Source organism: Streptomyces sp. NPDC001093, from assembly GCF_040298985.1.
Lineage (GTDB): Bacteria > Actinomycetota > Actinomycetes > Streptomycetales > Streptomycetaceae > Streptomyces.
Genome location: NZ_JBEPBF010000028.1, coordinates 1 through 17372, shown reverse-complemented (window position 1 = coordinate 17372; position 17372 = coordinate 1). Strand labels below are relative to the sequence as shown.

The 17372-nt window shown below is 71.9% G+C and carries 18 protein-coding genes and 4 pseudogenes; 13 read left to right on the top strand and 9 right to left on the bottom strand.

What is annotated here, in order from left to right; translation table 11 throughout:
• The first annotated feature begins 1022 nt into the window (after positions 1–1022).
• Positions 1023–1205, top strand: a complete 183-nt coding sequence (locus tag ABT288_RS16625) for a tail-anchor membrane protein (protein WP_351607715.1) — start codon at positions 1023–1025, stop codon at positions 1203–1205.
• Between the two features lie 473 nt (positions 1206–1678).
• Here ABT288_RS16625 and ABT288_RS16620 read toward each other — a convergent pair whose 3' ends face one another.
• A complete protein-coding gene (locus ABT288_RS16620) occupies positions 1679–2557 on the bottom strand; it encodes a hypothetical protein (protein ID WP_351607712.1) in 879 nt (292 codons plus the stop codon).
• Between the two features lie 141 nt (positions 2558–2698).
• Complete coding sequence (locus ABT288_RS16615) at positions 2699–2995, bottom strand: hypothetical protein (protein ID WP_351607894.1); 297 nt, start codon at positions 2993–2995, stop codon at positions 2699–2701.
• Positions 2996–3093: 98 nt separating this feature from the next.
• Between ABT288_RS16615 and ABT288_RS16610 the strand changes: the two genes are divergently transcribed.
• Positions 3094–3999 carry an oxygenase MpaB family protein gene (locus tag ABT288_RS16610; RefSeq protein ID WP_351607891.1) on the top strand — a complete coding sequence of 302 codons (906 nt, stop codon included), beginning with the start codon at positions 3094–3096 and terminating at the stop codon, positions 3997–3999.
• On the opposite strand, the gene ABT288_RS16605 is transcribed toward ABT288_RS16610, so the two are convergent.
• Positions 3976–4509 carry a PadR family transcriptional regulator gene (locus ABT288_RS16605; RefSeq protein ID WP_351607709.1) on the bottom strand — a complete coding sequence of 178 codons (534 nt, stop codon included), beginning with the start codon at positions 4507–4509 and terminating at the stop codon, positions 3976–3978. The genes ABT288_RS16610 and ABT288_RS16605 overlap by 24 nt on opposite strands.
• A gap of 112 nt (positions 4510–4621) precedes the next feature.
• Here ABT288_RS16605 and ABT288_RS16600 point away from each other — a divergent pair, with 112 nt between their 5' ends.
• The gene (locus ABT288_RS16600; RefSeq protein WP_351607707.1) at positions 4622–5377 is read left to right on the top strand and encodes an alpha/beta fold hydrolase; all 756 of its coding nucleotides are present in this window, start codon (positions 4622–4624) and stop codon (positions 5375–5377) included.
• A gap of 27 nt (positions 5378–5404) precedes the next feature.
• Here ABT288_RS16600 and ABT288_RS16595 read toward each other — a convergent pair whose 3' ends face one another.
• The gene (locus ABT288_RS16595) at positions 5405–6010 is read right to left on the bottom strand and encodes a class I SAM-dependent methyltransferase (RefSeq protein WP_351607704.1); all 606 of its coding nucleotides are present in this window, start codon (positions 6008–6010) and stop codon (positions 5405–5407) included.
• 151 nt (positions 6011–6161) lie between these two features.
• On the opposite strand from ABT288_RS16595, the gene ABT288_RS16590 reads away from it, so the two are divergent.
• From ABT288_RS16590 to ABT288_RS16570, 5 genes are all read left to right on the top strand, one after another.
• Entirely contained in the window at positions 6162–6935 is a 774-nt protein-coding gene (locus ABT288_RS16590; protein ID WP_351607701.1) for an MHYT domain-containing protein, read from the top strand.
• A gap of 48 nt (positions 6936–6983) precedes the next feature.
• Positions 6984–9524: a sensor histidine kinase gene (locus ABT288_RS16585; RefSeq protein ID WP_351607698.1), complete on the top strand. Its 2541-nt coding sequence runs from the start codon at positions 6984–6986 to the stop codon at positions 9522–9524.
• Positions 9521–9958, top strand: coding sequence for a roadblock/LC7 domain-containing protein (locus ABT288_RS16580; RefSeq protein ID WP_351607695.1), 438 nt, complete (start codon positions 9521–9523; stop codon positions 9956–9958). Before ABT288_RS16585 ends, ABT288_RS16580 begins: the two co-directional genes overlap by 4 nt.
• A gap of 19 nt (positions 9959–9977) precedes the next feature.
• Complete coding sequence (locus tag ABT288_RS16575) at positions 9978–10388, top strand: DUF742 domain-containing protein (protein ID WP_351607692.1); 411 nt, start codon at positions 9978–9980, stop codon at positions 10386–10388.
• Positions 10389–10584: 196 nt separating this feature from the next.
• Positions 10585–11187 (top strand): GTP-binding protein, encoded by a 603-nt coding sequence (locus ABT288_RS16570; protein ID WP_351607690.1) that lies wholly within the window; start codon positions 10585–10587, stop codon positions 11185–11187.
• A gap of 9 nt (positions 11188–11196) precedes the next feature.
• On the opposite strand, the gene ABT288_RS16565 is transcribed toward ABT288_RS16570, so the two are convergent.
• Entirely contained in the window at positions 11197–11625 is a 429-nt protein-coding gene (locus ABT288_RS16565; RefSeq protein ID WP_351607688.1) for a PPOX class F420-dependent oxidoreductase, read from the bottom strand.
• Positions 11626–11716: 91 nt separating this feature from the next.
• Between ABT288_RS16565 and ABT288_RS16560 the strand changes: the two genes are divergently transcribed.
• From ABT288_RS16560 to ABT288_RS50250, 3 genes and pseudogenes are all read left to right on the top strand, one after another.
• Positions 11717–12130, top strand: coding sequence for a roadblock/LC7 domain-containing protein (locus tag ABT288_RS16560; protein WP_351607685.1), 414 nt, complete (start codon positions 11717–11719; stop codon positions 12128–12130).
• 126 nt (positions 12131–12256) lie between these two features.
• Positions 12257–13093, top strand: a pseudogene (locus ABT288_RS16555) (DUF6397 family protein); the annotation flags it as partial.
• A 427-nt stretch (positions 13094–13520) separates the two neighbouring features.
• Positions 13521–13723 (top strand): annotated as a pseudogene (locus tag ABT288_RS50250) (amino acid permease); the annotation flags it as partial.
• 14 nt (positions 13724–13737) lie between these two features.
• Here the strand turns inward: ABT288_RS50250 and ABT288_RS16550 are convergent.
• A pseudogene (locus ABT288_RS16550) lies at positions 13738–13929 on the bottom strand (hypothetical protein); the annotation flags it as partial.
• A 106-nt stretch (positions 13930–14035) separates the two neighbouring features.
• Positions 14036–14773 carry an SDR family oxidoreductase gene (locus tag ABT288_RS16545; protein WP_351607888.1) on the bottom strand — a complete coding sequence of 246 codons (738 nt, stop codon included), beginning with the start codon at positions 14771–14773 and terminating at the stop codon, positions 14036–14038.
• Positions 14774–14972: 199 nt separating this feature from the next.
• Here ABT288_RS16545 and ABT288_RS16540 point away from each other — a divergent pair, with 199 nt between their 5' ends.
• Entirely contained in the window at positions 14973–15773 is an 801-nt protein-coding gene (locus tag ABT288_RS16540) for a helix-turn-helix transcriptional regulator (RefSeq protein ID WP_351607682.1), read from the top strand.
• A gap of 82 nt (positions 15774–15855) precedes the next feature.
• Here the strand turns inward: ABT288_RS16540 and ABT288_RS16535 are convergent, their stop codons facing one another.
• Together ABT288_RS16535 and ABT288_RS50245 are read right to left on the bottom strand one after the other, a co-directional pair.
• Entirely contained in the window at positions 15856–16083 is a 228-nt protein-coding gene (locus ABT288_RS16535; RefSeq protein ID WP_351607679.1) for a hypothetical protein, read from the bottom strand.
• A 76-nt stretch (positions 16084–16159) separates the two neighbouring features.
• Positions 16160–16495, bottom strand: a complete 336-nt coding sequence (locus ABT288_RS50245) for a hypothetical protein (protein ID WP_502972762.1) — start codon at positions 16493–16495, stop codon at positions 16160–16162.
• A gap of 553 nt (positions 16496–17048) precedes the next feature.
• On the opposite strand from ABT288_RS50245, the pseudogene ABT288_RS16520 reads away from it, so the two are divergent.
• Positions 17049–17372 (top strand): annotated as a pseudogene (locus tag ABT288_RS16520) (serine/threonine-protein phosphatase); the annotation flags it as partial.

Sequence of the window (17372 nt, the reverse complement as noted above, 5' to 3'; positions counted from 1 at the left end):
CGGCCGTTCATCGGATCGCGGCGGTCACGCGGTGACCGACCGTCAGAGCCCTTTTGTGTCCTCCGACTCGGACCCGAGCCGTGCCGCCTCCAGTGCCGTCGCCGGATCGCGGCCCGTCCTGCCCGCAGGAATCCAGTGACCCGCTTCGTCGCGACACGGCCGCTGCGGCTCGGGCGCCGCGTGGGTGCGGCCACCGGTAACCGCCTCGGCCGCCGGGAGCGGGGGAGTACGTCGGCGATCGCGTCGAGGCACGCGCGCAGCGGCCGCTCCGGGTCCGGGAGGCGGGTCGCCTCGGGGCGCGAGCGGTACCGCATGGGCCTCCGGGGGGCATGGCGGCGGCGAGTTCGCGCACCAGCTTCCCGTCCCGTGCGGACAGCGGGCCACCGCGCCAGGCGTCGTGGTCGTCGGCTGAGAGCGCATCGCGATGTCCACGGCGTACGGCCGCGTCGAGCCGGTCCGTACGCCCGCAATCCTGCTGCCCGTGCACCGCGCCCCGCCGTTGATCACACACACGCGCGCGTGCACTGTGCCAAGGGCATTGCTCGGCCGCCTTCTGGGGCGTCACCTGCCAACTGGTGCTGCGTCACCTGCCAGTTCGGAGCGCGGAGGGTGGTGCCATGGGAATGGTCTGCACACCTCTGCCGCACTCCTCACATTTGACTACCGGGGTCGGAGTCGCCGGTTGTAACAGCACGCCGAAGGCGGCCCCGGCATGCCGGCGTCGTGATCCGAGCCACTTCACAATCTGTTCGAGTGGTGGCCAGCGGTCGTGGCACTCGCGGGCCCGGGGCGCGGAGTGCTATCACGGTCTTGTCCGGCGCGGGTGAGGCCGCGCGTCGAGCCATGAAGGCAGCGAGCCATGAAGGCAGCGAGCCACGAGGGCAGTGAGCCACGAGGGCAGTGAGCCCCATCCACTAGGGGTGGGCCTCAGGGATGTCTCAGGGGCGGGCTCGGGAACCGCGGGGAGCGGGGGGCCGTTCTCGGAGCAGAGAGCGGCAGTGGCCGTGAAGGAGGCGACGCTCATGTCGAACAATGCGAAGATCGCCGTAGGGGGTGTGGCGGTCGGGCTGCTCCTGCTGATCTGGCTGCCCTGGTGGGTGGCGTTCCTGGTCGTGGTCGGGGTTCCGGTGGCCGCGTATCTGGCGCTGGACCCCTCACAGCGGCGCAGGCTCCGCAGGGTCACGCGCAAGGAACTCGGCCGCTGACGGGACCGGGGGTGCCGCCGGGAGGCACGCGGAGATGACTGCGGGGACTGCGCGGGCCTCTGGGGCGCGTCCGGCTCTCGGGGGCGCACCTGGCCCTCGCGGCAGCGCCGGGCGCGTGCCTGGCGGCATCGCACCGCGCGGGGCCACCAGGGCTCGGCGTCGGCCATACGGCCGCCGTCGCGGAACACGCGGGATGGGCGGCGGTCCCGGCCCCGAGACCGCCGTACCCGGCCCGAGACCGGTGGTGCAGGCCCCGTAGCCACTGAGCCGTGCGGTCGTCGTCCGGTCTCGGGTGGTGGCAGGATCGTCCTCCGGCCCCGGACGGCGAGCTTGCCGTCGCTCATTGCCCCGCGAACGGCGACCGTGTGCGCGTCCGGCAACAGGCGACAGGCCGTAGGAGGCCCGGCATCGGGCGGTGGGTCCCAGGCGCGCTCCGCCTCGCGTGCCGGCCCCGGCCCCGGCGCCGTCCGGCCTCAGATGGGCCGTACGGCCATCTTGTCGAGTGCCTCCAGCAAACCGGGCAGCTCGGGGCCCCGGCCCACCGGCAGGACCTCGCCGGGCTCCTCGTCGAGCAGGACGAAGGCGATGTCGTCGGTGCGGGCCACCATCGACCAGCCGGGGCCGTCGGCGCGCAGCGTACGCGCGTCACCGGGGGCGAACGACGAGCGCACCCGGCCGAGTGGCGGCGGTGAGTCGACATAGGCGCGTGCCTCCGCGAGCACCCGCCTGATCCCTTGGTGGCCGCTCTGCGGCACGTTCTGCGTGCCCTGTGGCCACGACTCCGCGGCCTTCTCCGGCTCGCCCGGCTTCTCCTGCCGATCCGGATTCCCCTGCCCGCCCGGTGCGGAGAATTCCTCGTCGTTGATCTGCTCCCGCCACGTCGCCCACTGCAGGGCTATCTCGTCGGCGCCCAGGCGGCGCTGGGCCGGTCCCCAGAAACTGGTGTCCGGCGGGCTCAGCGCAGGCCGGTCCGCCATCTCGGGATCGGGGTCGTGCGGGGCGGGGACGCCCGGAGCCGCGACAGCGACGGCCAGCGGCCAGCCCGGCAGGGCGGCCACCACCGCGCGTTCGTCCGGGGACAGCTCGTACTCCATGCCGCAGTCCCAGGACGCGATCGCCACGGCGACCAGCGAGACGTCGTCGATCACGACCGTCCAGCGCGCACCGTCGCCGTCCTGGCCCAGCACCAGGCCGTACCCGTCGGCGAGCGGCGCGAGTCCCAGCGCCGCGCACGCCTCTGGATAGTCGTCGCCCAGAACGCTCGGAAACTGCGCCGGCGTCAGCAGCACCGCCGTCAGCACGTACAGCGCATCGTCCGCGGCGGCGACGGCCTCATCGTCGGCTCCGGCCATCCCTGCCTCCCAGTGGTTCGTCCATCGGCGCGCACCCTAGTGCGAGCGGAAGCCGCTTGTCACGACTCCTCACACCACGCGGAGCTGCAGGTTTCCGCCTGGACGGGGGCGAAACGACCACCGCGGACGGGCGGCTTCCGCTCAGCCCGTGGGCAGCCCGAGGAGATCACGGGCCACCGCCGCGGGCGACTCGTCGCGTTCCCGGGCCAGCGCGACGACGGCCCGGCAGGCGAGTTCGCTCACCCCGAACGACAGAGCCTCCGGCGACACCCAGGCCGCCGCCTCCTCGATCCGGTCCTGATCGTCCTCCGCACGCGCCACGACATAAGTGGCCGCCGCTTCGAACAAGTTGTGCGCACGTCTCTCCCGGGTGCCCGTCGGCTGCGCGAGCGTGGAGGTGCGGAGTCTGGCGGTGTACTTGCGTATCTGGCCGAACACGTGGACCACCCTTCCCTCGAACGGGGTCATCGCCGATCGTTCATCTGCTCGCTTTCAACGTAGAGTTGGACTTTCTGCGGCAGAAGGGGGACGACGTGGTGAAGCGTTTCGAGCGGCTCGGACAGATCCGCCGGCTGGACCCGGTGTCGGACGCCCTGGAGATCTACCGGCTCAGTGTGGCGTTCGAGTTCCCCTGGGACTACACGCGCGCCTTGGAGCTGGCCCTGTATCGCACCTACGCGGTGCCGAGCATCGGGAGGCTGCTCGCGCGGACGGCGGAGCTGACCGAGCGCACGCAGAAGCGGTACGACGACACCGCGCTGCTCCTCGACACCGTCGTCGAGCACGGTTTCGCCTCCGAGGAAGGCCGTACCGCGATCCGCCGCATCAACCAGATGCACCGCAGTTACGACATCAGCGACGACGACATGCGGTATGTGCTGAGCACCTTCGTGGTGATGCCGAGGCGCTGGATCGACGCCTACGGCTGGCGGCGGCTGTCCCGGCACGAGATCGTCGCCACGGCCGAGTACTACCGCACCCTCGGTCGCCACATGGGCATTCCCGGCATCCCCGAGACGTACGAGGAGTTCGAGGCCCTCCTCGACGCCTACGAGGAGGAGCACTTCGGCTGGGACGAGCAGTCCCGGCAGGTATCGGACGCCACACTCGACCTGATGGCGTCCTGGTATCCGCGCCCTCTGGCGCCGTTGCTGCGCACGGCGACGCTCGCCCTGCTCGACGAGCCGCTGCTGCGCGCCTTCCGTTACACCCCGCCCGGCGCGGCCACCTCGGCGTTCGTGCGTCGGGCCGTACGCACGCGTGGCCGGCTCGTCAGGCTGCTGCCGCCCCGCCATGCCCCGCACTTCGCGCGCCAGAACTGGGAGATCAAGGGTTACCCGGACGGCTACCGGGTGGCGGACCTGGGCACCCGCCCGGTCCCCGGGCTGCGCGGCTGCCCGGTGCGGCACCGGGACGGCTCAGCGGCCGACGTCGTCGAGTGAGGCGAGGGTGTCGCGCAGCCAGGCCAGCTCGGCCCGGCTCGTGGCACGCGCGATGGTGAGGACACCGCGCCGGAACGGATCGTCCAGCTCCTCGGCGCGCAGCGGCCGGTCGCCGTCGTAGAAGAAACTCGCCGGCTCCTCCAGGAAGGCCAGCCGGCGTCGCAGTACGGCCGCCTGGGCGCCCGGATCCTCCAGGTGCCGCAGGAACGCGAGCAGCGTGAACCACTGGTTCTCGTCGGTGATCTCTCGCTGTGCGGGCTCGGCGAGCCGGCGCCTGAGCTCACGCCTGCCCTCCTCGGTCAGTCTCAGCACGTGGCGCGGCGCTGCCACGGTGCCCGGCTCGGTGGCCCGGACCAGCAGGCCCGCCTTCTCCAGCCGCTTGATCGCCGGGTACAGCGTGCTCTCGGCGACGGGCCGCACATGGCCGGTGAGGGCCGCGATGTGCCGGCGAAGGACATACCCGTGCAGCGGGGCGTCGTAGAGGAAACCGAGGATGGCGAGTTCGAGCACGGCCGCATTCTCGCGCGGGGCGCTGTACCTCGCCAACCGAATACTTCCGTGCAGCTATACATCGCCATCGAGGTATAGTCTCGAGGGTCGGAGTGATGCCAGGGAGGGCGACGTGAAGCAGGCCGTGTTCGACAGCGAGGGCAGCCGGATCCGCTGGACCGAGGCGCCGGGTGCCGAGCCCGCCCGGGTGTATCTGCACGGGCTCGGCTCGATGTCCGCCGTCTATCACGCGCACATCGCGGCCCGGCCCGAACTCGCGGGCCGGCGCAGCCTGTTCGTGGATCTTCCAGGGCACGGCCTGAGCGACCGGCCCGGCACGTTCGGATACACGCTGGAGGAGCACGCCGACGCCGTGGCGGTGGCGTTGGACGAAGCCGGAGTGCGCGGCACCGAGTTGATCGGGCACAGCATGGGCGGCGCCGTGGCCATCGTGCTCGCCCACCGGCGGCCCGACCTCGCCTCCCGGCTCGTCCTCACCGAGGCCAACCTGGACGCCTTCCCGCCGCTCACGGCTGCCAGCAGCGGAATCGCGTCCTACGAAGAGGACGAATTCGTCGACGAGCACCACGCACGCGTGCTGCAGACCGTCGGTCCGCTGTGGGCGGCCACCATGCGGCTGGCCGACCCGCGCGCCCTGCACCGCAGCGCCGTCGGCCTGCGCCAGGGATCGGACCCGGTGATGCGCACGACCCTGGAGAAGTTGCCCGTCGAGCGGGTCTACCTCCAGGGTGAGCTGAGCGGCGAACTGGCGGGCCGGGAGAGCCTGGAGGCCGCCGGGGTACGCGTCGTGACGGTGCCGGGCGCTGGGCACAACGTCATGTTCGACAACCCCGACGCCTTCGCCGCGGCCGTCGCCGGAACGGACTGAGCCGCCCGCTCTCGGAGGATTCGACGTTCAGTCCTCGCGCCGGCGCACCGCCAGCGCGAGGAAACGGGCGTCCTCGTCGGCGTACGACGTCATGTTCCACCCCGCACGGGCCAGCAGCGGACGGAGGTTGGCCTCGGCGCGCAGGTCGTCCGGTGTGATCTGCCGGCCCTGGCGCGCCGCCAGAGCCGCGCGGCCGATGGGATGGAACAGCGCGAGCATGCCGCCGGGCCGCACCACCCGCACCAGCTCCCGCAAGTTCTCCTCCGGCCGGGGGAGATGGGCGATCAGCCCGGCCGCGAACACGGCGTCCAGCGACCCGGACCGCAGCGGCAGCGCGGCGACGTCCGCGAGCAGCAGCCGTCCCTCCCGGTGCCGGCCCGCCCGCACGGCGGCCTCGAGCATCGCCGGGGTCACGTCGGCGCCCATCACCAACCCGGACGGGCCCACGGCGGCCCGCAGCGGCGGCAGTGCGCGCCCCGTGCCGCAGCCCGCGTCCAGCACGCGATCGCCCGGCCGCAGCCCGAGATCGGCGACGGCCGCCGCGTAGGCGGGGCCGTCGTCGGGGAACCGGCCGTCCCAGTCGGCCGCACGGGCGGTGAAGAACTCCTGGACGTGTGTGTGGTCGTCGCTCATGTTCGGCATGATTCCTCACCGTCACGAGGGATACGTAGGCGCACATGTTCGGGCCGGACCCGATCGTTCCGTCGCATCCGGGTGTCATATTCCAACACCTTTCGAAATGCGCCCCCTTTGTGCGCCCGTGCCCCCCTAGCGTCCCTTGGCCATGGGACACCTGGACCACGCCGCCTTCGGCTGGCTGACCCCCGTGCTGTCGTACCTCATGGCCTGCGTGGGCGCCGCGCTCGGACTGCGCTGCACCGTCCGCGCGCTCGCCACCACGGGCCGCTCGCGCCGCAACTGGCTCGTCACCGCGGCCTCCGCCATCGGGACCGGCATCTGGACCATGCACTTCGTGGCCATGCTCGGCTTCCGCGTCAGCGGCACCGACATCCGCTACAACGTGCCGCTGACCATCCTCAGCCTCCTCGTCGCCATGGTCGTCGTCTGCGCCGGCGTCTTCGCCGTCGGCTACAGCCGCGACCGCACCCGGGCGCTCCTCCTCGGCGGCCTCACCACCGGGGTGGGCGTCGCGAGCATGCACTACCTGGGCATGGCGGCGGTCCGGCTGCACGGCGACATCAGGTACGACCCCCTCCTCGTCGGAGTCTCGGTGCTGATCGCCGTCGTGGCGGCGACCGCGGCCCTGTGGGCCGGGCTCAACATCAAGTCGCCCCTCGCGGTCACCGTCGCCTCCCTCGTCATGGGAGCGGCCGTCAGCAGCATGCACTACACCGGGATGTTCGCGGTGAGTGTGCGTGTGAACCCCTCCGGCGAGACCCTGCCCGGGGCCACGGCGATGCAGTTCATCTTCCCCCTCGCCGTCGGCCTCGGGTCCTACCTGTTCATCACCTCGGCCTTCGTCGCCCTCTCGCCCACGGCCGACGAGCGAGAGGCGTCCGCCTTCGCCCAGCGGGCCGTCGAGAGCATCGCCCGCTAGCGGGAGCCCGGCCCGAGCGCCCCGACCCACATCCCGAACGAGGAGGCCATGCGCCCACCCCGTACCACCACAAAAGCCGGCACTCCCGCGCATCCGCCGCGCGGCCGCCGCGCACACGCCGGACCGCCCGCCGCGGAGGCAGCCGACCGCCCCTTCGGCACCCCAGCGGCCAAGGCACGCGCGCGTGGCAAGCGCCGGTACCTGCGCCCCCGCACCGTGCGCGCCAAGGTGGTCAGCCTGCTGATGGTGCCGGTCGTCTCCCTGCTCGCCCTGTGGGCGTACGCCACCGTCACCACCGCCCAGGATGTGGCCCGGCTGCGGCAGTCCCAGCGGGTCGACGCCGAACTGCGCACCCCGGTGGCGGCGGCCGTCACAGCTCTGCAGGCCGAGCGCACCGCAGCCGTGCGCTACGCCACCGCGCCGGGCGCCGGCGACGACACCGACCTGCGAGGCCTCGCCACCCGTACCGACGGGGCCGTGGCCGAGCTGCGGCTCGGCGGCCACAACACCGTCGCCGACAGCGAGGAACTGCCCGCCGGTGTCTCCGGACGCCTCGGCCTCTTCGTCACCGGTGCCGAGCACCTGCGCGCCCTGCGCACGGCCGTACTCGACCGCAAGGCCAGCTGGGACACGGTGTACGCGCAGTACACGAAGACCATCGGCGCGGCCTTCGCCGTGGACGGCGCCCTCACCGGCATCCAGCGGGCCGATGTCGGTTCCGACGCGCGCGTGCTGCTCGAATTCAGCCGGGCCGCCGAGGCGCTCGCCCAGGAGGACACGCTGCTCGGCAGCGCGCGGACCGCCGCGCAGCTGCAGGGCGAACGGCTACGGCTCTTCGGCGCCGCCGTCGCCGCGCGCCGTACCCTCACCGAGACCGCGGTCGCCGACCTGCCCACCGCCCAGCGTGCCGCCTGGCAGGATCTGGCCGGCAGTGACGCCTACACTGCCCTCGGTGCCGCCGAGGACAAGATCATCGCTGCCAGGCCCGGCGGCAAGCCGGCCGACGCGGCACCGCAGGCCGCCTGGAACGCCGCCCACGCGCGCGTGCAGGACGGAATGCAGGGCATCGCGGCGGACACGGGCCGGGCCGTCGCGGGCCGTGCCGACCCGGTCACGCGCGGCCTGCTCAGCCCCGCGGGCGCCGCCGTTGTCCTCGGCCTGGCCGCCGTCGCCGCCTCGCTCGTCATCTCCGTCCGCATCGGACGCGGTCTCGTGGTCGAACTCGTGAGCCTGCGCAACGACGCCCTGGAGATCGCCCGCCGCAAACTCCCCGAAGCGATGCGCAGACTGCGCGCGGGCGAGGAGATCGACATCCAGGCGGAGGCGCCCGCCGGACCACCCGCCGAGGACGAGACGGGTCAGGTCTCCGAAGCCCTGACCACCGTGCACCGCGCCGCCCTGCGCGCTGCCGTGGAACGCGCCGAACTCGCCAGCGGCATCTCCGGCGTCTTCGTCAACCTGGCCCGCCGCAGCCAGGTGCTGGTCCACCGCCAGCTGAGCCTCCTGGACAGCATGGAGCGCCGCTCGGAGGACCCCAACGAGCTCAGCGACCTGTTCCGCCTCGACCACCTCACCACGCGCATGCGGCGGCACGCCGAGAGCCTGATCATCCTCTCCGGCGCCGCACCCGGTAGGGCCTGGCGCATGCCGGTGTCCCTGACCAACGTCGTACGGGCCGCCGTATCCGAGATCGAGGACTACGCGCGCGTGGAGGTGCGTCAGCTCCCCGAAGCCCATGTCAGCGGTGCCGCCGTAGCCGACCTCACCCACCTGCTCGCCGAACTCGTCGAGAACGCCGCCCAGTTCTCCCCGCCCCACACGCGTGTGCGCGTCACCGGCGAGCCCGTCGGCAACGGCTACGCCCTGGAGATCGAGGACAGGGGTCTCGGCATGGGCGCCGAAACCCTCGCGGAGGCCAATCGCCGCATCGAACAGTCCGAGGCACTCGACCTGTTCGACAGCGACCGGCTCGGACTTTTCGTGGTCAGCCGGCTCGCCTCCCGGCACGACGTCAGGGTGCATCTGCGGACCTCGCCCTACGGAGGCACCACCGCGGTCGTCCTGCTGCCCACCGCGCTGCTGCACACCGGCGCGACGGAACGTTCCTCTCGTCAAGGTGAACAGTCCCGTCAGGACCCGGAACGCGAGTACGCGCGCGTGCCCGGCACAAGTCCACATCAAGAGGCCGTCGCCGCACGGCCGGATCGGCCAGCCCTCGCGGTCACCGTTCCCGGCCCTCATGGCGCCGTCGACGAGCCACGCCCCCACGGAACCGGAGACGAGACCCCACCCCCCGGAGTCACCGCCTTGAGGCTGCACCGACCGCCCAACGACTCCGAGAGCTCGGACAACCTCCCACGCCGTGTGCGCCAGGCGAGCCTCGCCCCTCAGCTCCGGCAGCAGCGTTCCCAGGAGCCGGCGCAGGAGACCACACGGCACAGCGACGAACGGCGCACCCCCGAACTGGTACGGGACCGGATGGCCGCCTACCGCGACGGCTGGGCTCGCGGCGGCGGCAGACAGCCCGGGCGCGGCGCCGCCCCGGACCCCGAAACGGGCAGTGACCACAGCGAAGGAGACCCGGCATGATCCAGGACCCGAACACGAGGGCCGGCCAGCGCTCCGGCGAACTGGACTGGCTGCTCGACGACCTGGTGATGCGCGTGAACGAGGTACGGCACGCCGTCGTGCTCTCCAACGACGGACTGGCCGTCGGCGCCTCCACCGGCCTCGCGCGCGAGGACGCCGAACACCTCGCCGCCGTGGCCTCCGGCTTCAACAGCCTCGCCAAGGGCGCTGGACGGCACTTCGGAGCGGGTGGCGTGCGGCAGACCATGGTCGAGATGGACGACGCGTTCCTCTTCGTGGCCGCCGCCGGTGACGGTTCCTGCCTCGCCGTACTCACCGCCGTGACCGCCGACATCGGGCTGGTCGCCTACGAGATGGCGCGCCTGGTCAAACGAGTCGGCGAGCACCTGTACACGCCGCCGCGGGTCACCGCGCAGCCGCCCGCAGCCGGATGACCCGGAACAGGCGGCACAGATGACCGAGAACCACAGCGCCGGTCCGTGGGAGCCGGGCAGCCAGTGGTACGACGGCGAAGCCGGACCACTCGTGCGCCCGTACGCGATGACGGGCGGGCGCACCCAGCCGGGTCCCACCGGGGTGCGCTTCGACCTGATCGCCCTCGTCACCCTCGACCCCGCGGCACCGGCGCTCGAGGACGCGGCGCTCGGCCCCGAACACCGCACCCTGATCGAACTGTGCCGCACGGAGACACAGTCCGTCGCCGAACTCGCGGCGGACGCCGACCTTCCCGTCGGCGTCGTCAGGGTGCTCCTCGGCGACCTCCTGGAACTCGGCTGCGTGGTCATCAGCCGTCCCGTGCCGCCGGCCCACCTGCCCGACGAGCGGATCCTGCGCGAGGTCATCGAGGGATTGCGAGCCCTGTGATGAACGTTCCGAAGCCGCCGCACGCCGCTCGGCAGGCCGATCCGTACGCGTTCCGCCTCCGACCGGACGCGAGTCAGTCACATCAGGTGGGTTTCGGTCCAACAGCCCGCGGGCGCGGCCCCGTTGTCATGATGCTGCCTTCGCGCCCGCAGCAGACGGACGCCGGCCGAAGCCGGCCATCCCGAGAGAAGTGATCATGGTCACCGAGCACTCCGAAGCCGTCGGCGACACCACCGCCCTGGCGCTGAAGATACTGGTCGCCGGCGGCTTCGGCGTCGGCAAGACGACCCTGGTCGGGGCCGTCAGCGAGATCCGGCCGCTGCGCACCGAGGAACTGCTCAGCGAGGCAGGGCAACTGGTGGACGACACCGACGGCGTGGACCAGAAGGTCACCACCACCGTCGCCATGGACTTCGGCCGCATCACCATCCGCTCCGGCCTGTCCCTCTACCTCTTCGGCACACCAGGACAGGACCGCTTCTGGTTCCTCTGGGACGAGTTGTCCCAGGGCGCCCTCGGCGCCGTCGTCCTCGCGGACACCCGGCGCCTGGAGGACTGCTTTCCCGCCGTCGACTACTTCGAGCACCGGCGCATCCCGTTCGTGGTGGCCGTCAACTGCTTCGCGGGCGCCCGCACCTACGGCGCACACGACGTCTCGCGTGCCCTCGACCTCGACCACGGCACTCCCGTGGTGCTGTGCGACGCCCGTGACCGGGACTCCGGCAAGGAGGTCCTGATCCGGCTCGTCGAGTACGCCGGGCGGATGCACACCGCCCGGCTCCTGGACTCGGTCGGCTGAGCCCGTCGCTCAGGCCGCCAGATCCTTCACGGCCACCACCTGGTCGACCGGGACCCTGACCAGCAGTTCGCCCGGAACGCCGTTGCGGGCGCCGTACTCCTCGGCGCGCTCCTCACCCATGTACCGGGCGGCGATCCGGGTGGCCCAATGACGCACCTCCTCCAGGTTCTCCGACAGCCGTGCGCGGCCGTTCAGCACCACGAAGTGGAACGGCGGACGGTCGTCGTCCACACACAGGGCGACGCGCCCGTCCCGGGCGAGATTGCGCCCCTTCACCGTGTCCTTGCCTGTGTTGAAGACCAGTTCGTCACCGTCCAGCAGAAACCAGATCGGCGCCACATGAGGGCTCCCATCGGCGCGAACGGTGGACAGCTTGCCGGTCCGGGTACCGTGCGAGACGAACGCCCGCCATTCCTCGTCGGTCATCTTCTGTGCCATGTGCCCATCCTGCTTGCCCGGACGCCGGACGTGGGGAAGGCTGGCGGGGAGTTCCTCCAGCCAGGGGGAGACACCACACGGGGAGACGGAGATGGCGCAGAACCAGGGACTCGGCTGGCTCCTGGACGATCTGACCGAGCGAGTGGACGACGTGCGGCACGCGCTGGTCCTGTCGAACGACGGGCTGGTCACGGGCGCGAGCACGGGCCTACGACGTGAGGACTCCGAGCATCTGGCCGCCGTGGCATCCGGGTTGCACAGCCTCGCCAAGGGATCGGGACGCCACTTCGGCGCCGGCAGGGTACGCCAGACCATGATCGAGTACGACGATGCGGTGCTGTTCGTGACCGCGGCCGGCACCGGCAGCTGCCTGTGCGTGCTCAGCGGCGCGGAGGCCGACATCGGCCAGATCGCCTACGAGATGACCCTGCTCGTCAATCGCGTCGGAGAGCACCTCGGCGTCGACGCCAGGCAACCGGAGCGAACCCCTACCGCAGACGCCTGACCTGCGGTTTCTCTTCGCGTCGCAGAGTTATCCACAGGGCTGCCACGCCTTGCGCCGAATTGGCTACGGTGGGTGCACGGCGAACGCACAGGGCGTGAGCCAACGACTCCACGGGGGAGTGCGACCATGTCGGCAAGCACCTTCAGCCCGAGCCGGCCCACCACCTGCACCCGGAGCCATGCCGCTCGGGAACTGGGCCTCAAACGAGGCGAGTTCGACCTCGCCGTTCACCTCGGCCACATCCGGACCGTGCCCGACGAGGGCGGGGGAGGAGACCGCAGGGTGGAGCGCGCGGAGATCGACCGCCTTCGCGCGCAGGAGACCTATCCTGACGTTCTCCGTGACCGGGTGCGGGTGGTCGGCACGACCGAGGGTGCCGCCCTCATGAAGATCCCGGCCGGGCGGTTCACCCGCCTCGCCCGCCTGGGCCTGCTTGTACCGGTGAAGTGGTACCTCAACCGCTATCGTGCCGTGGTCTGGCTGTATCTGGCCGACGACCTGCGGAACTTCACCTCGGACACCGAGAACGCCCATCTGCTCAAGGGACGTACGCCCGAGAACCTGCGGGGCCAGTTGGAGGCCGGAGTGGACCTGCGTGCCCGCAACTGGCGGGGACGCCAGCTCGGGTTCCTGCTGAGGCAAGCGGACGATCCGTGGGCTCGGGCCGGCGCCGTGGCAGCCTTCCTGTCGCGCGTCGAGATCGCGGACGTCGTCAAGGATCCCTACGAACGCTCTTATGTGAACCGGTTCCGGCCCGCGCCACCCGGTCACGACATTCCGGGATCGCCTGCCGCCGACCTCGCCGAACGGATCACGACCGCGCAGGACGCGGACGAGATCGAGTGGCTCCGCAGCGAACTGGCTCATGTGCTCGAGGAGGCCCGCGCCCACTCACCGGCCCCGAGCCCGGCCGTCCGTCGCACCGCACCGGCCGTGCGAGCCGTCGCACGACCCATCCCGCCCTTGGCCCGCACGGACACACGACCCACGGGGGAAGCCGTAGCGGCGCTGTCGGAGACCGGCGCGCAGTCGGCTGAGGCCTGGGCCGCCGAGCCGCTGCTGGGGGCACCCGGGCCGGAGGGCGGCCGGGTGGCGGTGGCGTCCGGGCCGAGCGCTCCACCGCTGCAGTGGCCGCCCGAGCCGAAGGGCGAGCCCGCGGCCCGAGCGTTCGACTGGCACGGCACGCCGGTGGTGCGGGCGGCCGCACCGTCCTCGGCCCGCCGGGCAGACCGCGGCGCCGAACAGGCCGCGGCCCGGACCAAGCGAGGTCTGCGCGCCTGGCTGCGGGGGAGAAGGCCCGGGCCCGCGCGGGTCTGAACCACCCGGCCGCCAGGCCTGTCCGTCGGCTCGCTACAGGGAGCTGAACAGGCCTTCCTTGGGTGGCGTGATCCGGGTCCGCGACCCGGAGCGCAACGCCCCCCCCGCGCCGCCGTCTACGGCACACTCATCTGCGCCGTCATCTACATCCTGGGCACCCTCGCCGTCTTCGGCACCGTCGCACACGGCAAGCTGGGCGGCTCGACCGCGCCGTTCACCGACGCTGCGAACAACATCAGACCTGCGCGCCGGGCGGCGGGCAGGGTTGCCGTCGCCAGACCGGCCCCGGCCGGCTCCCCCGTGACCGTGGCCCCGGCGTCCAGCAGCGCACGGTAGGCCGTGACGGCGTCGTCGACGGCGGCCGGGCAGCGGTGTGCGGGATCGAGCCGGTGGTCGCCGGAGGCCGGTGCGGCGAGCGAGGCTGGTGACCAGCCGCTGGACGTCGTCGGTGTAGGGGCCGACCGGCAGGCATCCGTGTGCATTCCGTCCGTGCTCTGCACCGCCGCACCTGCTCGGAGCGGTTGGAGGCCAGGGCCTCGAGGAGCGATGGGCGTCCGGGGCCGCAATGCGCCTCGGACTTGGGCGGGTTCAGTTCTGGGCTGTGGGCCGGACGACGATCTCGTTCACGTCGACCGTGGCCGGCTGCTCGATGGCGAAGGCGATGGCTTGGGCGATCGCCTCGGGCGGGATCGCGATCCGGTCCCGCATCTTCGTGATCTCCGCTCGGACCTGCGGATTGGTTGATGCCTCGGCGAAGCCGGTCCCGATGACGCCGGGCGAGACGGTGGTCACCCGCAAGGAGTCACCGGCTTCCTGGCGCAGGCCCTCACAGATGGCGCGGACCGCGAGCTTGGTACCGGCGTAGACCGCCATGGTCGGCACGATGCGAAATGCGGCCGTGGAGGCGATGGTGATGAACTGGCCCGTGCCCTGGGCCCGGAAGACCGGCAGCGCGGCGCCGATCCCGTGCAACACGCCCTTGATGTTGACGTCGACCATCTGGTCCCACTCGTCGACCCGCAGATCGTCGAGAGGCGAGATCGTGCCGGCCCCGGCGTTGCTGACCAGCACATCGAGCCGACCGAATCGCTCGCCCGCCAACGCGACCAGGGCGTGCAGGTCGTCCCGTCGGGTCACGTCCGTACGGGTCTGCACGGCCGCTCCGCCTGACTTCTCGATCCGCGCCACCAACTCCGCGAGGCGCTCGGACCGGCGCGCACCCAACACGAGCCGCGCGCCTCGCTCGGCGAGCAGCAGTGCGGTCGCCTCGCCGATGCCGCTGCCGGCTCCCGTGATCGCCACGACCTTGCCGTCGATTCCCGACATGACGTCTTCCTCTTCCTTCTCGGTACCGGTGCCGGGTGATCGCCCCGAACGCGTCCGCGCGCCCGGACCGCCCGGCGCCGGGATGACCGGCCGCAGGCCGCCGGTGACAGCCGCACCTCCCGTTCGGGCTTCAGTCTGCGATGGCTTTAGCCTGGTATCCAGAGCGCGTTCATTCTGGAACCAGAGGTGCCATCCCACCATGCCGCAACAGCCGGACCAACGCCGTGAGCTGGGCGCTTTCCTCCGCAGCCGCAGGGAGCGGATCACCCCTGACAAGGTCGGACTGCCGCACACCGGCCGACGCCGGACGCCGGGCCTGCGCCGGGAGGAACTCGCGCTGCTCGCCGGGATCAGCGCGACCTGGTACACGTATCTTGAGCAGGGCCGGGACATCCGCGCCTCGGAGCAGGTGCTCGACGCCCTCGCCGCGGTGCTGCAGCTGGACCGGCACGAGCGCGCTCACCTCTTCCGGCTGGCCGGACACGCGCCCGCGGCCGAACCCGAAGAACCCGAGGCGCTCGCGGCCGAGGTGGCGGCAGTCCCGCTCCTGCTTCAGCCGCACCCGGCGTACATCATCGGCGGCACCTACGACGTGCTCAGCTACAACCAGGCGGCCGACGAGCTGTTCCCGCACCTGACCGCGGCCGCGGACCGTCCGGCGAACTTCGCCCGCTGGGTGTTCCTCGAACCTGCGGCCCGGGACGTTCTGGTCGACTGGGAGCCCGAGGCGCGCGGCCTGCTTGCCCGGCTGCGGACGCTGGCCGGACGCCACGCGGGCGACGTCCGGTACACCCGGCTGATCGACGAGTTGACCGCGGGCAGCCCGCAAGTGCGTGCCTGGTGGCCGCAGTACGACGTCCAAGTCCGGCACGGCGGACGTAAACGGCTACGGAGCCCGGGACGCGGGACGGTCGATTTCGCCTACACCGCGTTCCACCTGGCCGAACAGCCGGAACAGACACTGGTGATCTACTCCGACGGCCGGGAATGCGCCGATTGAACCCTGCCGACTGCCCCGCACGGCCCCGGGACAGTGGGGCGGCGACAACGATCCACCTCCTGTGGTGTGTTCCAGGTCGACGCTACGGAGGAACGTGTCCGGGCCAGCGCCCGTGCGGGCGGTAGGCGTTGTGGGTGTCCACCGGGGCGCCGCCGCCCTTGGTGCCTCCTCCGGGTATGTGGATCATGTTGTCCACGGCGGCAGTGGCGGTGCCGTGGCGGGGCACGGGCATGGGCGCGAGGAGCTGCCGGCGGCCGCGCGCCGTCATGCCGATGGCCGCCGCCGCGATGCCGCCGCGGGCCGTCGGCATGGAGGCACGCCGGCCCCACCGACGGGTGCGCAGGTCGAGGGCGTAGACCTCACCCCGTACGTGGGCCTGCCCCCGGTCACGGCCGCTCGGTGCCCGGTGGCCTCAAGGGCACGGAGGACCACCGGTTCGTGCGCGGGTCGAAGTCATAGGCGTCGCGCAGCGCCTGCCAGGATTCCCCACCGGACATGCCGCCGAGTGCGTAGATCCTGCCGCCGACCGCCGCCGCCTTGGAGTGATTCATCGCCACCGGCAGTGGAGCGACGTCCGACCAGCGGCCGGTCCGGGAGTCGTAGACCTCGACCCGGTTGGTGGTGGTGGAGCCGCCGGCAGGTGTCGGGGCTATGCCCGCGATGACGTAGACCTTGCTACCGAGGACGACGGCACCGTGCTCCTGTCGGGCGCCGCCGCCTATGGGCGGCAGTGCCTGCCACCCGCTGCGGTACTCGTGCGGGACCGGTGAGCTCGGAGTGCCCGGTCAGCCTGGTGTTTCCACGTTGTCCGGGACGGGCGGGGCCGGCACGGCGGGTGCGGCCGGCAGGGCTGTTGCACGAATGAGAACGTCGCGTCGGTGCATCTCCTCCTGTCGGCGGCGGTCAGGACGTGGCTGCCGATGCGATGATCTGCGCCTTCTGCTGCTCGGTGAGGGTGCCTGCGGGGACCTTGATGTTCGCGTACGGCATCGGGTTCGCTCCTGCCAGGGTTCGGACGGGTGGGCCGCGACGTCTCTGCGACCTGCGAACACACCTGGCTGACCAGTGCCGGCCTGACCCCCTGACGCATCCGGCGCGTATCGCACCGGGCGCGCAACGGCACCTTGCCAGTCCAACCACCTTCGGCCCTCCAGGGCGGCCGGCACCGGCACGCAGCGGGCACGGTCTCGGACGCTGGGCCAGGGAGTGCCGTGGCCATGCCAGTACTGCGTGGCATCGGGGACATCCACTACAGACGGGTGTATACCGATATGTATGGGTGCGGGGCGTGTGCCGGTGGACCGCCTCCCAGAGCAGCAGCTGGGCCGCAGGCTGGTGGCAATCCCCCTTGCGCTGATCGTCGTGATCACCGTGGTGGACATCCATTCCCCGCCGGACGTCCACCTGGGCCCCTTGCTGGTGATCGCACCGGCCCTGACCGCGTCCCTGGCCGGGCCGCGGCTGACCGCCCTCATCGGCGCACTGGCTGTGGCTGCCCAGGTGCTCATCGCCGTGTTCCACGGCGGACTGACCACAACCAACCACCTCTCGCAGATCGCTGGCTTGGCCCTGCTGTCCGCCTTGGTCGTCTTCGTCTGC

What these genes read in the sequence shown, in the direction of transcription:
- ABT288_RS16625 (WP_351607715.1), top strand. Translation starts at nt 1,023, where the DNA reads ATGTCGAACAATGCGAAGATCGCCGTAGGGGGTGTGGCGGTCGGGCTG.
- ABT288_RS16620 (WP_351607712.1), bottom strand. Translation starts at nt 2,557, where the DNA reads ATGGCCGGAGCCGACGATGAGGCCGTCGCCGCCGCGGACGATGCGCTG.
- ABT288_RS16595 (WP_351607704.1), bottom strand. Translation starts at nt 6,010, where the DNA reads ATGAGCGACGACCACACACACGTCCAGGAGTTCTTCACCGCCCGTGCG.
- ABT288_RS16590 (WP_351607701.1), top strand. Translation starts at nt 6,162, where the DNA reads ATGGGACACCTGGACCACGCCGCCTTCGGCTGGCTGACCCCCGTGCTG.
- ABT288_RS16585 (WP_351607698.1), top strand. Translation starts at nt 6,984, where the DNA reads ATGCGCCCACCCCGTACCACCACAAAAGCCGGCACTCCCGCGCATCCG.
- ABT288_RS16580 (WP_351607695.1), top strand. Translation starts at nt 9,521, where the DNA reads ATGATCCAGGACCCGAACACGAGGGCCGGCCAGCGCTCCGGCGAACTG.
- ABT288_RS16575 (WP_351607692.1), top strand. Translation starts at nt 9,978, where the DNA reads ATGACCGAGAACCACAGCGCCGGTCCGTGGGAGCCGGGCAGCCAGTGG.
- ABT288_RS16570 (WP_351607690.1), top strand. Translation starts at nt 10,585, where the DNA reads ATGGTCACCGAGCACTCCGAAGCCGTCGGCGACACCACCGCCCTGGCG.
- ABT288_RS16565 (WP_351607688.1), bottom strand. Translation starts at nt 11,625, where the DNA reads ATGGCACAGAAGATGACCGACGAGGAATGGCGGGCGTTCGTCTCGCAC.
- ABT288_RS16560 (WP_351607685.1), top strand. Translation starts at nt 11,717, where the DNA reads ATGGCGCAGAACCAGGGACTCGGCTGGCTCCTGGACGATCTGACCGAG.
- ABT288_RS16545 (WP_351607888.1), bottom strand. Translation starts at nt 14,773, where the DNA reads ATGTCGGGAATCGACGGCAAGGTCGTGGCGATCACGGGAGCCGGCAGC.
- ABT288_RS16540 (WP_351607682.1), top strand. Translation starts at nt 14,973, where the DNA reads ATGCCGCAACAGCCGGACCAACGCCGTGAGCTGGGCGCTTTCCTCCGC.
- ABT288_RS16535 (WP_351607679.1), bottom strand. Translation starts at nt 16,083, where the DNA reads ATGCCGACGGCCCGCGGCGGCATCGCGGCGGCGGCCATCGGCATGACG.